This is a genomic window from Porphyromonas sp. COT-239 OH1446, assembly GCF_000768875.1.
In the GTDB taxonomy this organism is placed as follows: Bacteria; Bacteroidota; Bacteroidia; order Bacteroidales; family Porphyromonadaceae; genus Porphyromonas.
In genome coordinates this window covers 38,338-52,859 of sequence record NZ_JRAO01000009.1, presented here as the reverse complement: position 1 = coordinate 52,859, position 14,522 = coordinate 38,338, and the positions used below count along the sequence as shown (strand labels likewise).

Here is a 14,522-nt window from a genome sequence, read left to right as displayed (position 1 = left end):
GGCTTAGATCGAGACCTTGTCCAGGATACCCGTTAGGTGTGCCAGGCAGATACCATAGTTCGTGATCGGCACTTGCTGGGCCGAGGCTCGGGCGGTGCGCCTGAGTACATGGGCTCGATTGAACATACAAGCCCCGCAATGAATGATCAGGTCGTACCCGCTGAGATCCTCCGGGTAGTCCATCCCCGAGACAATATCGATACCGAGGTCCTCGCCATAGCGTTTGCGCAGCAGAGCGGGGATCTTGACACGACCAATATCCTCCGTAGCAGGGGCATGGCTACAGGCTTCGGCGATGAGCACTCGAGAGCCCTCACTCAGGCTATCGAGAGCCTTTGCCCCTTCGACAAAGAGGTCTATATCCCCCTTGTAAGCTGCGAAGAGAATCGAGAACGAGGTCAGCAGGCTCTCCTTTGGCTTGAGCGCATACACCGCCCCGAAGGCCTGCGAGTCGGTGATGATGAGCTTCGGAGGGGCATTCAGAGCCGCCAGTGCTACCTCGAGCCGCTCGGGGGTACAGCTCACGATGATGCAACCCTTGTCCAGCAGCTCTCGTGTCGTCTGCACCTGCGGCAGGATGAGCCTACCCTTCGGGGCAGCCTGATCCTGAGGCATCACGAGCAGGACGACATCGCTAGAGCACACTAGAGAGCGAGTGATCGTCTGCACCCCAAAGTCCTCCGGTACCAAGCGGGGCAGGAGCTCATGCAGCTGTTCGAGCCCCTGGCCGGTCTTGCTGCTGAGGGCCAGGCATTCGACACTCGAGGGGAGGTCTAGGCGGGCCTGGAGCTCTCGGCACAGCTCCTCCTCCCCTCGCTTAGCCAAATCGCTTTGACTGACGAGGAAGGCGAAGGGGATGCGACGCTTGCGTAGCTCCTCCAGCCACCTGCGCTCGGGGGCAAGCTCAGCATCCTCCTCGAGAGAGGGCGCAGAGACCAGCACGAGAGCTATATCGACCCGCTCGAGGGTCTGTAGGGCTCGCCCTACTCGCTGCCCTCCTAGCTCGCCCTGATCGTCATCATAGCCAGCTGTATCGACGAGGACGCATGCCCCCAGATGGGGCAGTTCGATAGCCTTGGCCACAGGGTCGGTCGTTGTGCCTGGAGTGGCAGAGACGAGCGAGGTCTCCTGACCCGTAAGGCGGTTGATGAGCGAGCTCTTGCCACTATTGCGGCGGCCGTAGAGGGCGACGTGTAGCCGCTCGGAGCGAGGGGTTTGTTGCATAAATCAGCGTGAGAATAGTTTATTTTCAAGCGGTACAAAAGTACTGATAATCTCCTGAGCTCACGCCCCCGAGCCTCGAGGCTATAGACGAGGCGAGGTGGGCGAATTACCTTCGTCCACCTCGCCTATTGCTTTGTACCTATACCCCGAGCTCAGGGCATGCCCACTCTAGGGCTCGTGGCGTTTGAGCAGCTCTGCGCCCTTTGCCAAGGCCTCCATATTCATGGGGATGAGCTTGTGGTGTCGCTCGGGCAGAGACTTCATCAGTCCCTTCTGCACACTATTGATCGAGAGCATGGGTCGGGCCGAGAGCAAGGCCCCGAGGATGAGCATGTTGAACACCTTTTGGTTACCCATCCGATTGGCCTCTTCCGTAGCATCTACCTCATAGATCTCAATATCCGTCCGCCCAGGGACGTGGTGGATACCATTCGTATCATAGATCAGCACCCCGCCAGGCTTGACCCTAGGGGCGAACTTGTCGAGAGAGGGTTGGTTGAGCGCAACGACAATGTCGTAGTCATTGACCACAGGCGAGCTCACAGCGTCGTCGCTCACGATGACAGTTACATTCGAGGTACCACCTCGTTGCTCTGGGCCATAGGAAGGCATCCAGCTGACCTCCTTGTCCTCCATCAGTCCAGAGTAAGCCAAGATCTTACCCATGGATAGAACGCCCTGGCCTCCGAAGCCTGCGATTACAATCTCGTATGTCATAATGTTTGTCTTATGAGGTGAGTGTCTAAATATCCTTAAGGTCTCCAAGTGGATACTGCTTAAACATATGCTCTTCCATCCACTTGTTCGAATCGGCAGGGCTCATCTTCCACCCAGAGTTACAGGTCGATACGATCTCCACGATCGATGTCCCCTTACGTTGCATCGAGTTAGTAAAAGCCTTATCTAGGGCCTTCTTCGCCTTGCGCACAGCCGCTGGGGTATGCACAGACTGACGGGTTACATAACAAGTGCCCTCGAGCAAGGCCAAGAGATCAGCTATCTTGAGCGGATAACCATTCATCTCTGTATTACGACCGTCGGGACAGGTCGCAGTCTTCATCCCTGGGAGTGTCGTGGGGGCCATCTGACCACCAGTCATTCCATAGATACCGTTGTTGATGAAGACGATGACAATATTCTCTCCCCTATTGGCAGCATGGATCGTCTCTGCCGTACCAATGGCGGCAAGGTCTCCATCGCCCTGGTAAGTGAAGACCATCTTGTCAGGGTTCAGACGCTTAATCGCTGTAGCTAGAGCGGGTGCACGCCCATGAGCAGCCTCCTGCCAGTCGACATCAATATACTTGTATGCAAATACTGCACAGCCTACGGGAGCGATACCAATAGTCTTCTCCTCGAGGCCTTGGTCTTGAATGACCTCTGCAATCAACTTATGCACCACCCCATGGCTACAGCCTGGGCAGTAGTGCATATTGACATCGTTCATCAGATCTGGTTTCTTGTAAACCAAATTCTCGGGCTTGATAATATCTTGAATGTTGAAGTTCGTTTCCATCGTGCTAAGTTTAGTGTTTGATCAGACGAAGAATATAGGAGCAGAGACGCACCAATAGGGCTGCGATACCGAGGCCAATGAAGACCCAGCGAGCCTCATGCCTTAGGGTGAAGAAAGCCACCAGACACGAAGCGGCCAAGATGTAGAAGGCTACTGTGAGCCAATACTCTATGCGCTCGAAGCGTGCCTCTCTGTCCTCTTGAGCTCTCATCATCATGCGATTTACAGGGAGAAGAGCTTCTTGAGGTTGTCTAGGATCTCATTAGGAGAGAAGAGCATCCCTCCCATACGTCCGTAGTGCTCTACGGGCACACGTCCATTGACCGCTAGGCGCACATCCTCGACCATCTGACCTGCATTGAGTTCGGCCACAAGGAAACCCTTGGCTTGATCTGCGAGCTGAGAGATCGCATCCTGGGGGAAGGGCCACAGAGTAATGGGTCGGATGAGCCCCAACTTGATACCCTCTCGTCGAGCCAACTCGACAGTCTTCTGACAGATACGAGACGAAGATCCGAAGGCAACCAAGATGTAGTCGGCATCGTCCGTCTGAATACATTCGTAGCGGACCTCATGCTCCTCAATGAGCTTAAACTTGGCCTGGAAGTGCTCGTTGTTGCGCTCCATGATAGCAGATTCGAGCTCAAGCGAAGTGATGATATTGGGCTTACGCTTGTCCTTGCGACCGAGCGTTGCCCAAGGGCACTGCTGGCGGATCTCTTCGTCGCTGCGGCGAGGGGTAAAGTCTGGCAACTTAACCTTCTCCATCATCTGTCCGATGATCCCGTCGGTAAGGATAATCGCAGGATTGCGGTATTTAAAGGCGAGCTCGAGACCTAGGGGGACAAAGTCTGCCATCTCCTGCACCGAGTTGGGAGCTAGGGTGATGAGGCGATAGTCTCCGTGCCCGCCACCCTTGACGGTCTGGAAGTAGTCGGCTTGGCTGGGTTGAATAGTCCCGAGGCCTGGTCCTCCACGCATCACATTGACCAACAGACAGGGAAGCTCTGCCCCTGCGATATAGCTGACACCCTCCTGCTTGAGGCTCATACCGGGGCTCGAGGAAGAGGTCATCACACGCTTACCACAGCCTGCACCACCATATACCATATTGATAGCGGCCACTTCGCTCTCTGCCTGTAAGACAACCATCCCTGTAGTCGTCCAAGGACGCTCCTCCATCAAGGTTTCGAGGATCTCGGACTGAGGGGTAATAGGATAACCAAAATAGCCATCGACGCCACAGCGGATGGCCGAGTGGGCAATAGCTTCATTGCCCTTCATCAACTTGATTTCTTCTGCCATAATATATTGGTATTTATAGCGTGGGAGTTAGATCTTAACTTTGTAGACAGTGATGCAACCATCGGGACACACCATACCACAGCTAGCGCATCCGATGCAGTCATCATAATTCTTGAGGCGAGCATAGTGATAGCTCTTTTCGTTAACCTCTGTAGGGTGCAGTTCGAGTACCTTCGTAGGGCACGCCACTACGCACAGGTTGCATCCCTTGCAACGCTCGGTGTTTACGACGACCGTTCCTCTTACTTTTGCCATTTATAGAAACTGTTTAAGGTTATCACCACGACCGTCGCCAGGGCCAAGGCCTAGGTGGGGTCATTATTGATCTCTCTTCTTTCAGTAAACCGATCCAGCCACAGCGAGGCGAGGGAAGGAGATACTCCTCGCCCTGCAGATAGACCTTAATTCTGCATCAAATATACCACTAGTTTTTGATACTCCACCTATAAGAGAAAGAATATTTTCTCCCAGGAAGGGGAACCATTTTATCTAAGAAGCAGAAAGGTTTAATCAAGCCCTATTTACCCGAAATTTCAGGTATTGAAGGGTAGAGATTTCATTATTATTTAAGAAACTATGTCCCTACCCTTGAGCTGTGGGCGAGGGGCTACCTGCGCCCATGGGGACGGCGGGGACGTAGCTCTAGCGTCGGATAAAAGGCATTGGGGATGTGCTCGACGGTATAGGTCTGATCCGCTGCGATGTCGATAGCAATAATATCGTAGCGTACAGGGAGGCTCAGCCCATGTAGACGGATGTATCTGTCGGCTGCCTGAACGAGGCATCGTCTCTTGTCTCGATCGACGGTCTCTCGAGCACGCAGACGGCTACTAGAAGAGCGTACCTTGACCTCGACGATGATGAGCTCTCGGGTGTTCGAGGCAATAATGTCCACCTCCCGAGGTCGGTCGTACCAGTTGCGCTCGAGGATACTGTAGCCCTGTCGCTCGAGATAGCGACAGGCTATCTCCTCACCAACCCGACCCGTCTCAGAACGAAGTCCCATAGGCTACGACGATGCTCTCGAGTCAGTCGGAAGCTCAAGATATGCCGGGCTCGCTTCTCCTCGAGGATCTTATCCACGGCAATGAGGATACCTGTCTCCTCCACCTCTCCGAACTCATGATTGATCGCAGTGCCGAAGACCCTCATCTCGGGAGAGAGAGACATATAGGCACTTACCAGTGGGGGGATATTGATCCCGAGCCTACGCACCTCCTTGTTGAGAGCTCGATAGTTCTGCTTGAAGTTGTCCGAGGGGAAAAGGCTAGCCACACAGTCTGGATCAACCTCGATAGGCAGCGGTTCGATGGGAACAACCAAATGCTCGTGATCGTGGAAGTGTTTATCTAAGAAATAAAGTATGAGGTTACGGGCATAACGATTGTAATTGCGATACATCGTTACCTTGCCATAGAAATACTTCATATCGGGGTTCAGAACGGTGAGCGCACCGATGCCGTCCCAAAGATTGTCGAGGGCAAACATCGACTTCGCCCCCATGAGCGTGGACTGATAGGGCAACGAGACAAACGAGCGACCCAACTCGATCGTGTGCGGCAGGTACTCCTCGACGAACTGCGGGCTGAAGTGGAACATCTCTCCCGTAGCCAGGTGCGGACGCCCATCCGAGCTCAGCCTGACATCCGAGCCAAAAATAAAGCGATAGCCTCCGAGGATAGCCTGCTCAGCAGGATCCCAAACAATAAGCTGCATATAGCCCTCAGGGTCGGTGTCGAACTCATCTATATCGAGCTCTCGACCCGTACCTCCGCCATAATATCTGAAAGCCTCCTCACGTAAGCGGCCGACCTCACGCATCACGTTGGGGGCATCGGCAGCCTTGAAGATGTAGATCTCGTTGTCGGCCTTGTTCGTCGTGCGCAGGAAGAGCTTTCGAGTGAGCTCTCGCCGAATAAGATCGGCGGGTACAGGGGCGATGATGGGTTGTTCTTGCATATTACTAGGGGCTTGATCGGGGGAGCAAGGAGGGGGGCTATATCATATCTCTAAACTAGGGGCGAAGCTCGGTGGCCAGGGCATAGCTCAGAGAGCGAATACGCTGAGCCTGAGCGTGGGCAGAGCCCTCCCACTGGGCAACCTCCTGCCAGGGGATGGGTGAGCCGACGATGATCTCGAAGCTGCGGCCTCGGGTACGAAACATCTCGTCAGGCAACAGAGCCGTTGAGAGGTCGAACCGAATCCCTAGCCTGCGGCGCAGACGATCGACGAGGTAGAAGTGCCGAGAGTTGCGCCCGACGAAGTGCAGGGGGACAATATCCCGCTGGTAGGTCGTGGCCAAGTGGATGAAGCTCTTGTGCCAGTCCCGATCCTGCACTCGACCCGCAAGGTGTCGAGAGCAATAACCCGCTGGGAACGTCCCGATGGGCAGATCGCTCTGCATCGCCTCTTGGAGCATGGCCACCGACTCTCTGCGCTGCGCTCCGTAGGTATTCACAGGCAAGAAGATCGAGCGCAGGGGTCTGAGGTTGTAGAGCATATCATTGACCAGATAGCGCACATCGCCATAACGCTCAGCTAGGAGCAACGAGAGGCCTACCCCATCTATTGCCCCGAGGGGGTGATTGCAGACGAAGAGATATCGTCCATGCTCGGGCAGGGCCTCAGGGTTGCGCCAGCGTACCTGGACGCTGAGATCCTGCAGCAGGGCACGAAAGAAAGCAACACCCTCCTTGTCGCTATGTCGCTTGAGGATGTCATTAATCTCTCGCTCGTGAATGAGGCGTTGTAGCAGCCTGGCAATCCAGCGGGGAAGTTTCTTGCCACTCTTGGCCTCGACGACCTGGGCAATATCGATCTCGATAGGGTTGCTCATCTATGTATGGGGTAGGATGATCATCGTCTTATAGTAGGACAAAGGTATAAAATCTGTTCCTTTCTCCTACGCCCTCGATCCACTTTGCTCCGTAAGAAATAGGGCCTGGAGAACTAAAACTCGGCTTAGAAGACCCAACCTCGGCTGAAGCAAGACCTCAGGAGCGACCGGGGAGAGCCTTCCTGCTCTCGAGATGAATGCTGTTGAGGCTTCGAGACTATCTGAATAGGCACTCGACAGAGGTTCAACTGACACCTCAACGGAGATCCTACTTAACCCTCGATCGAGATCCTATCTGAGTCTCCAATGCGATCCTACTTGGATCTCCAATGAGGCCCTACCGAGCCTTCAACTTAGGAGCGAGTGAGAGCTCTAGGACATTCCCCTCGAGAGCTCACCCGGACCCCACCCGAAACCTCGATGAGGGCTCTATCAGGATCTCAATCAAGCCCGGTGGCATCTCTAGCACAAAGCCCGAAAAGCAAAGGGTGCAGCAAAACGCTTCGTTTTGCTGCACCCCGATGAATGGTATATCTTTATCTCTCGAGAGGGCTTGCAACCCTACTCGAGGGTCAGACTAGTGAAGAGCCTTACCATCACCTACGGTTGGCCACCCTGGGTTCTGGTATAGGTTAGAGTTATTCTCATCCTTGGTAGGAGAGCAGAGACGAAGCTCCTCTACAGAGAAAGGCGATAGGTAGTGTGCCTGCCAGAAAGTATAGCCGTCGTACATATCGTTGTTGGCCTTGATCTTCTGATAAGGACGCAGGTAAACACCTAGATCCTTGCTTGAGAGAACAGACTGAGCACCCCCATCAGCGATCACCCCAGAGAAGGAGGGATCTTTGTAGGCAGAAGTCCAGAAGTTCATCCCTTCGATCTGGTAGTTTCGCACCTGATCCATAGCTCTCCAGCGGATGAGGTCATCCATACGGAAGCCTTCGCCAGCGAACTCGCTACGACGCTCACGGCGGATACTATAGAGCGTGGCGTCAATAGGCGTACCAGCCGAGAATGCTGCCCAGTCATAGGAGGGACGATCGAGCTTAGCCTCTGTACCCATGTCAGTAGCATTGATGGTTACTTCGATCTCGGCCGTGATACCAGCACGACGACGGAGCTCCGTCCAGTACTTCTTGGCATCGGCATCGAGAGTATTCTTCCTCAGATAAGATGCCTCGATATAGTTGAGGTAAGCCTCAGCACTGCGGAAGAGGATGAGCGCAGTCTCGTCCTTCTGTCCCGTACCAACCATATCGGGGTCATAGTTGTACCCCTTACGCTGACGATAGCCCGTGCTCTCACGTATTTCGGGCTTCTCGATGAGGGATGCGAACTGGAAGATAGGATTTACACCATCCAAATTCTGAAGATCGCCATCGGCGAAGATGAAGAGCCGCAAGCGCAGATCACTATTATCCTTGAGTTTGGATATCGTCTCATCACCTTGATTGAGAGTAGGAGAAGCATAGCGAGGCTTACCATCGCTCATAAGGAAGCTCTCTACCAAACCACGAGTCCAACCCGTCTGCGTACCAGTGCGCATGCGCTCGGAGGAGTGATGTACGAGTTGAACCGCCTTGCCATACTGCCTCCAAAGCAATACTTCGGAGAAGCCTGATGGATTTACAGAAGCGAAGAGGTCATAGTAGGGATTCCAACCGTTAGGCTTGCCACCTAGAATGGGGTTTGTCTTGTCCGTGCTGGCAACTAGTGGGTAGGCATCTGCAACCATTTTAGACTCCTTCATAGCCTCATCGAGGAAGAAATTGACCTCAGAGGCTTGGTCGAAAGTCTTGCCCTTATTCCATTCCTTATCCTTACCAGGCCAGTTAGCATCCCCAGGCACACGTCCAGAGCCCTTATGATAGAGCTCGAAGGTTGCTTCGAAGAGTGCTACCCGGCTCTTGAACAGACGAGCTACATCCTTGTTAATGCGCTGCTTCATATTTGTCTGTGCAGGCAGCAGAGCAATAGCCTCGTCAAGTTCCTTGAGGATGAAGCGTGCCACCTGGTTGCGAGGCATACGCTTAGCATTCTCTACAAGTACTGCTTCGTCGTCGGGCAACGGCTCGGTAATGATCGGATAATCTCCGAAGCTACGCAGCTTATCGAAGTAGAGGTATGCACGGAAAAACTTGGCCTCACCCAGGTTCTGATTGATCAGATTACGGTCTCCAGAGATCTTACCAGCCTTGTCCTTGGTCGTAACGTCTGAGAGGAACCAGTTAATGCTGCGGATCGTATTGAAACCCAAACCGCCTGTAGCCGACACCTTCCAGTGATCATTGGAGAACATAGCCCTATTGGGATCGATAGCCGCTTGGTTGTCCGTCCCATTATCCCTAGTAGCAATACCTGCACCCCAAGAGCCTGCATAGTTGGGGAATACCCCATACATATTCATATTGAAGCTATTGAGTTGCTCCGCAGTGGAGTAGAATACATCAGGGCCTACCTGGTCGAGAGGCTTGCGGTCTAGGACATCGTCCAGACGCTGGCACGAAGTTGCGCTGAGGATACCAAGACCTACAACCGCAATGAGGGTTTTACCTATTATCTTTTTCATAACGTTATACTTTATCTAAGATAGAGAGATTAGAAGTTGAGGTTGAGCCCCAGAGACCATACACGCTGCAGTGGGTAGATCTTACCAGGCCCCCAGTCTCCGCCAGTAGCTTCTGGATCGAAGATCTTACTGAGCGAGGTGAAAGTAGCCAAATTGTCCACAGAGGTGTAGACACGCAGACCGTTAACGCCTAGACCCTCTACCAGGTGGCGAGGGATCGTATAGCCCAGCTGTACATTCTTGATACGCATATAAGAGGCATCCTGTAAGAATCGCGTCTGGGTTTGGAAGTTCTTACCCGCAGAACCGAAAGCTACACGAGGATAATAGGCATTCAGATTAGCCCCTAGAGGGTCTCCCTCTGGACGGAAGAAATCCCAATGCTCTTTGAAGCCAGCACTCTGCCACTGCCCGTGGTTAGCACCAGCGAAGTAGGGAGAGCTGTCATAGAAGTCTCGCTTGCCAACACCTTGCAGCATGATGCTGAAGTCAATACCCTTGTACGAAGCATCTGCCGTGAAGCTGTAAGAGTAGCGAGGCGAGCTGTTCCCGATGATACGCAGATCACCATGATCCTCTAGGGTAAAGTTGCCACCACTTACGACCATATCCTGCTTCTCTCCAGTACCAGGATTGAAGTTACGATACATGATGTCTCCAGCGGCCCAGTTGTTGCCCCAGCTAGGCTTGCTATGCTTCAGATGCTCGGTCATTTCCTGATCAGTCTTGGCGATACCTACAGTCTCATAACCCCAGATCTCACCCATCTTACGACCCACATACCATTTGTTCAGAGCACCAGTTGGGTTATAGAACTTAGTGATCTCTACCTGGCTGTCCGAGAGCACAAACTTGGCTCCATAGCGCAGGTCTCCGATCTGGTCGCGCCAGCGCAGCTCAAGCTCCCAACCATAGGACTTCAAGTCGGAGTTGTTCACAGGAGGTCTGCCAGCCCCCAGCAGAGAGGTAATCGGCTCTGAGGGGCCTACCATATCGCGCGTATTGCGATTATAGAAGTCAAACGAACCCTGTAGGCGAGTCTTGAAGGCAGAGAAGTCAAGACCGATATTCCAGCTCTCTACACGCTCCCAGGTCAGACTGTTAGACACAAGACCAGGGGCACTGGAGATCGTCTGCCTAGATCCATTAAGCAACCACGAAGAGCCTGATGTAGTGCTCGCAGGTGTAAATGGCATAGAGAGGAACCATGGGTAGAGAGCCTGAATGTTGGTGTTTCCAAGCTGCCCCCATGAGCCACGAAGCTTAAACTGTGAGATCGTCCCACGGAGAGGCTCCCAGAAGGCTTCACTGGCAGCATTCCATCCAAGAGAGAAAGAAGGGAAGGTCGCCCAAGTCTTATCCCCGATGAAACGAGAGGAACCGTCTCGACGCACCGAGAACTCGAAGAGATAGCGACTATCGAAGGCATAATTGACACGAGCAAAAACACCCATCGTAGACCAATGGCTATAACCACCACTAAGGCCAGGCTTATCGCTCGTAGCGGTATTGATCGTTGGCACGAGAGGTGTGATGAGGTGCTTCTTAGTTCCAGAAAGATTGCGCGAACGGCTAATGTCCATATCGAGACCAGCGGTTACCTTAATGTCATGCTTATCCGCAAAGATCTTAGCATACTCGGCAAAGTAGCGACCAGAAAAGAAGTTTGTCTTGTAACTAGACTCTCCGACCTCCGTGTAGTTACTGATGCGACCATCATCCCACTTCGTTTCTACAGGGTTACCATTCTTATCGTGGTTGTAGATCGTCTGAACATCCCAATGGTTATAATTCACTACAGTGTTGTAGTTCTGCTCGAGTCTGATAGTCAGGCCATCCAGGGGCGTAATGATCGCCGTGAGCTGCTGATTATAGAAGTCCTTTTGATTTTTATCACGTCCACCATTGATAATCTGATTGGCTTCGTTGTGAGGCATTAGATAACCGAAGGGGTCGTAGTAAGGATTGGTTGGCCAACGACGGGCAATATTGTGAAAGAAGAGCCCTGTTAGATAACTAGGACGTTCATAGTCCTCACGAGTGAAGCGGCTCTGATAGTTCACCATCAGCCAAGAGGCTACGTTTGCGCTGATCTTAGCAGAGAAGTTGTATCGTTGGAATTCATCCTTAGAGGGTTTGAGAATACCTCTTTGGTCTAGCAGCGCACCACTGAGATAATATTTGAGTCGGTTCGTACCACCGCTGATAGAGAGGTTGTGCTCATGAGAGGGAGCGTTCTTCTGATAGAATTCCTCAAACCAATTTGTATTGGCCCAAGCCCCAGAATAGAGACTCCACTCGCGGTCTTTAGCATTCCAGTCGGTACCAAACTTAATCTTCTCATCCCTAGAGCCAGCCTTGAACTTCTTGATCTTTTCCATGATCTCGGCATTGAAGACGGGGCTACTACCAGAGTTCTGAGCAGCACGATTGAAATAGTTCGCAAACATCTCAGAGTCCATCATATCGGGCACCTGAGTAGCTGTCGAGAAACGCACATTACCATTGTAGCTCACTCTAGTCTTACCCTCACGACCGCTCTTAGTCGTAATGAGAATCACACCAAAGGCTGCTCGAGAACCATAGATCGAGCTCGAAGAGGCATCCTTGAGGACAGAGATATTTTCGATATCATTAGCAGACAGCGTATTCATATCACCCTCAACTCCATCGATCAAGATCAGTGGACCAGAGTTAGAGCCAGCACCGATTGTACCTGTACCGCGGATGTTAATGTTCAGGCGGCTATTGAGCGCACCTCCAGAATTACCTACGGTTAGGTTAAGACCAGGGATCAAGCCCTGCAGTGCATGAGATACAGTAGCCACTGGACGGGCTTCGATAGCTTTAGAGTCCAGACTGGATACTGCTCCTGTCAGATTCACCTTCTTGGCCTTACCATAGGCCACGACAACGAGCTCATCGAGGAGTTTGTCGTCCTCCTGCATCACGATGTCAAACGAAGTCTTGCCATTGACAGGAATGTTGAGAGTCTTCATCCCCGTAAAAGAGATCACGAGTCGCCCTCTAGATGGGACACCTACTAGGGTAAACTTTCCGTCCACATCCGTCGATGCACCCTTGCTGGTTCCATCAACGCGAACGCTCACACCGAGCAAGGCATCCTTGTTTTTGTCCGTAACTGTCCCACGAATCGTTATCGTGTTCTGGGCTAAGGCTGGCAGTGCATAGAGCATCACGGCCAGTAAGCTCAGAAGGGTGAAACCACCCCTGACAAACTGAATTCCTTTTCTCATACTACTAGAAAAAAAACGTTAGTAATTAATTATCATAAATCGCTAGTTTAGCCTATGAAAAGAATGCCAAAGCCGTAGAGTCGAGTCCATAAAAAAACGGCTCTCAGCTCTACGGCTTTGGGGATGGTTGAAGAAATGGGCAGGGTATCTATCTAGATACTCAGATGCACGCCCCCCGTTCAGATCCCAATAAGATTTGACGGGACGACAAATACCATTACCTCCTATGCGTTTCATTGTCTTTAGGGCCAATTATGGCCAATTGCTCCTCGCAAAGTTAGAATAATTTGCTTATGGAGCAAAACTTATGTGAAATAAGTTTCAAACTTTAGCAAAGCCCAACAAAAGAGGCGTACGCTCTCGTCTAAAACGAAAGCGCACGCCTAAAAGATCAAGTTTATTCGAAAGGGATCAGGCGACCTTATCAAAGGACTCCCTGGGCAACCATAGCATTAGCTACCTTGAGGAAGCCAGCAATATTGGCACCCTTAACGTAGTTAATATACCCCTCTTCACGACCATTCTTGACACACTGCTCGTGGATATCATTCATGATTTGGTGGAGCTTAGCATCTACTTCTTCGTTCGTCCAACCGAGGTGCATAGCATTCTGAGTCATCTCAAGGCCAGAGGTAGCTACACCACCAGCATTGACAGCCTTACCTGGGCCAAAGATGATCTTGTGCTCTACATAGTACTCAGCAGCCTCGGCAGTACAGCCCATATTGGAAGTTTCTGCTACGAGCAGCACCCCATTCTTGTGGAGTGTACGAGCATCCTCCTCGTTCATTTCGTTCTGAGTAGCACAGGGCATAGCGATGTCTACCTTCTGCTCCCAAGGCTTCTTACCAGGGAAGAACTGAGCGTGAGGGAAACGCTTCACATAGTCAGACACTACGTCGTTGCCACTAGAGCGCAGGTCGAGCAAGCACTGAAACTTCTCCTCTGTATTGATACCCTCAGGATCATACACATAGCCGTCAGGGCCAGATACAGTAACGACCTTAGCTCCGAGCTCTGTGGCCTTCTTGGCTACCCCCCAGGCTACGTTACCGAAGCCCGAGATAGCTACAGTCTTCCCCTTGAGTTCGAGTCCATTGGCACGGCACATGTGGTCTACAAAGTACACTGCTCCGTAACCCGTAGACTCAGGACGCAGACGAGAGCCCCCAAACTCGAAACCCTTACCAGTGAAAGTACCCGTGTGCTCGTTGGCCAGTTTCTTGTACATACCGTACATATAGGCTACCTCACGACCACCTACACCAATATCCCCTGCGGGGACGTCAGTGTCTGGGCCTACATGTCTCCAAAGCTCGCACATGAAGCTCTGGCAGAAGCGCATAATTTCTCTGTCGCTGCGGCCCTTGGGGGAGAAGTCTGCTCCGCCCTTACCACCACCCATAGGTAGGGTTGTCAGAGCATTTTTGAAAGTCTGCTCAAAGCCAAGGAACTTGAGGATAGAGAGGTTCACCGTCGGATGGAAACGAATCCCCCCCTTGTAAGGGCCGATGGCATTGTTGAACTGCACACGATAGCCGATATTGACATGTACCTTGCCTGCATCGTCGATCCAGGGCACACGGAAGGTAATGATCCTATCGGGCTCTACAAGACGCTCGATGATCCCTTCTCTTTCGAACTCAGGGTGCTGGTTGTAAACTTCTTCTACGGATAGAAGTACTTCTTTCACGGCCTGGAGGAATTCTTTCTCTCCTGGATGCTTAGCCTCTAGGGCTGCTAAAATCTCTGCTGATTTCATAGGAAATCTTTTTAGGAGTTAGCGGTATGTTAGCTTGAATGTGGATAATTCAA

General features: G+C 52.2%; 12 protein-coding genes. All 12 read right to left on the bottom strand.

The features are described from left to right. Positions 1-3: 3 nt before the first annotated feature. Positions 4-1,224, bottom strand: a complete 1,221-nt coding sequence (hydF, locus tag HQ37_RS01620) for a [FeFe] hydrogenase H-cluster maturation GTPase HydF (RefSeq protein ID WP_036879489.1) — start codon at positions 1,222-1,224, stop codon at positions 4-6. 168 nt (positions 1,225-1,392) lie between these two features. Beyond that, a complete protein-coding gene (locus HQ37_RS01615) occupies positions 1,393-1,941 on the bottom strand; it encodes a 2-oxoacid:acceptor oxidoreductase family protein (protein WP_036879487.1) in 549 nt (182 codons plus the stop codon). A 25-nt stretch (positions 1,942-1,966) separates the two neighbouring features. Continuing rightward, positions 1,967-2,740, bottom strand: a complete 774-nt coding sequence (locus HQ37_RS01610) for a thiamine pyrophosphate-dependent enzyme (protein ID WP_036879485.1) — start codon at positions 2,738-2,740, stop codon at positions 1,967-1,969. Between the two features lie 10 nt (positions 2,741-2,750). After that, complete coding sequence (locus HQ37_RS01605) at positions 2,751-2,957, bottom strand: hypothetical protein (RefSeq protein WP_036879482.1); 207 nt, start codon at positions 2,955-2,957, stop codon at positions 2,751-2,753. 5 nt (positions 2,958-2,962) lie between these two features. Further along, positions 2,963-4,045: a 3-methyl-2-oxobutanoate dehydrogenase subunit VorB gene (locus HQ37_RS01600; protein WP_036879479.1), complete on the bottom strand. Its 1,083-nt coding sequence runs from the start codon at positions 4,043-4,045 to the stop codon at positions 2,963-2,965. 27 nt (positions 4,046-4,072) lie between these two features. Further along, on the bottom strand, positions 4,073-4,300 hold the full coding sequence (locus HQ37_RS08160; protein ID WP_081951720.1) for a ferredoxin family protein: 228 nt from the start codon (positions 4,298-4,300) through the stop codon (positions 4,073-4,075). A 352-nt stretch (positions 4,301-4,652) separates the two neighbouring features. Further along, on the bottom strand, positions 4,653-5,051 hold the full coding sequence (locus tag HQ37_RS01595) for a YraN family protein (RefSeq protein WP_036879476.1): 399 nt from the start codon (positions 5,049-5,051) through the stop codon (positions 4,653-4,655). Further along, the gene (locus tag HQ37_RS01590; RefSeq protein ID WP_036879474.1) at positions 5,009-6,004 is read right to left on the bottom strand and encodes a GNAT family N-acetyltransferase; all 996 of its coding nucleotides are present in this window, start codon (positions 6,002-6,004) and stop codon (positions 5,009-5,011) included. Before HQ37_RS01590 ends, HQ37_RS01595 begins: the two co-directional genes overlap by 43 nt. Positions 6,005-6,059: 55 nt before the next feature. Beyond that, the gene (locus tag HQ37_RS01585; RefSeq protein ID WP_036879471.1) at positions 6,060-6,881 is read right to left on the bottom strand and encodes a 1-acyl-sn-glycerol-3-phosphate acyltransferase; all 822 of its coding nucleotides are present in this window, start codon (positions 6,879-6,881) and stop codon (positions 6,060-6,062) included. A gap of 577 nt (positions 6,882-7,458) precedes the next feature. Further along, positions 7,459-9,450 carry a RagB/SusD family nutrient uptake outer membrane protein gene (locus tag HQ37_RS01580; protein ID WP_036879468.1) on the bottom strand — a complete coding sequence of 664 codons (1,992 nt, stop codon included), beginning with the start codon at positions 9,448-9,450 and terminating at the stop codon, positions 7,459-7,461. A gap of 29 nt (positions 9,451-9,479) precedes the next feature. Next, entirely contained in the window at positions 9,480-12,707 is a 3,228-nt protein-coding gene (locus tag HQ37_RS01575; RefSeq protein WP_036879465.1) for a TonB-dependent receptor, read from the bottom strand. A gap of 424 nt (positions 12,708-13,131) precedes the next feature. After that, on the bottom strand, positions 13,132-14,469 hold the full coding sequence (gdhA, locus tag HQ37_RS01570) for an NADP-specific glutamate dehydrogenase (RefSeq protein WP_036879462.1): 1,338 nt from the start codon (positions 14,467-14,469) through the stop codon (positions 13,132-13,134). Positions 14,470-14,522 lie beyond the last annotated feature (53 nt).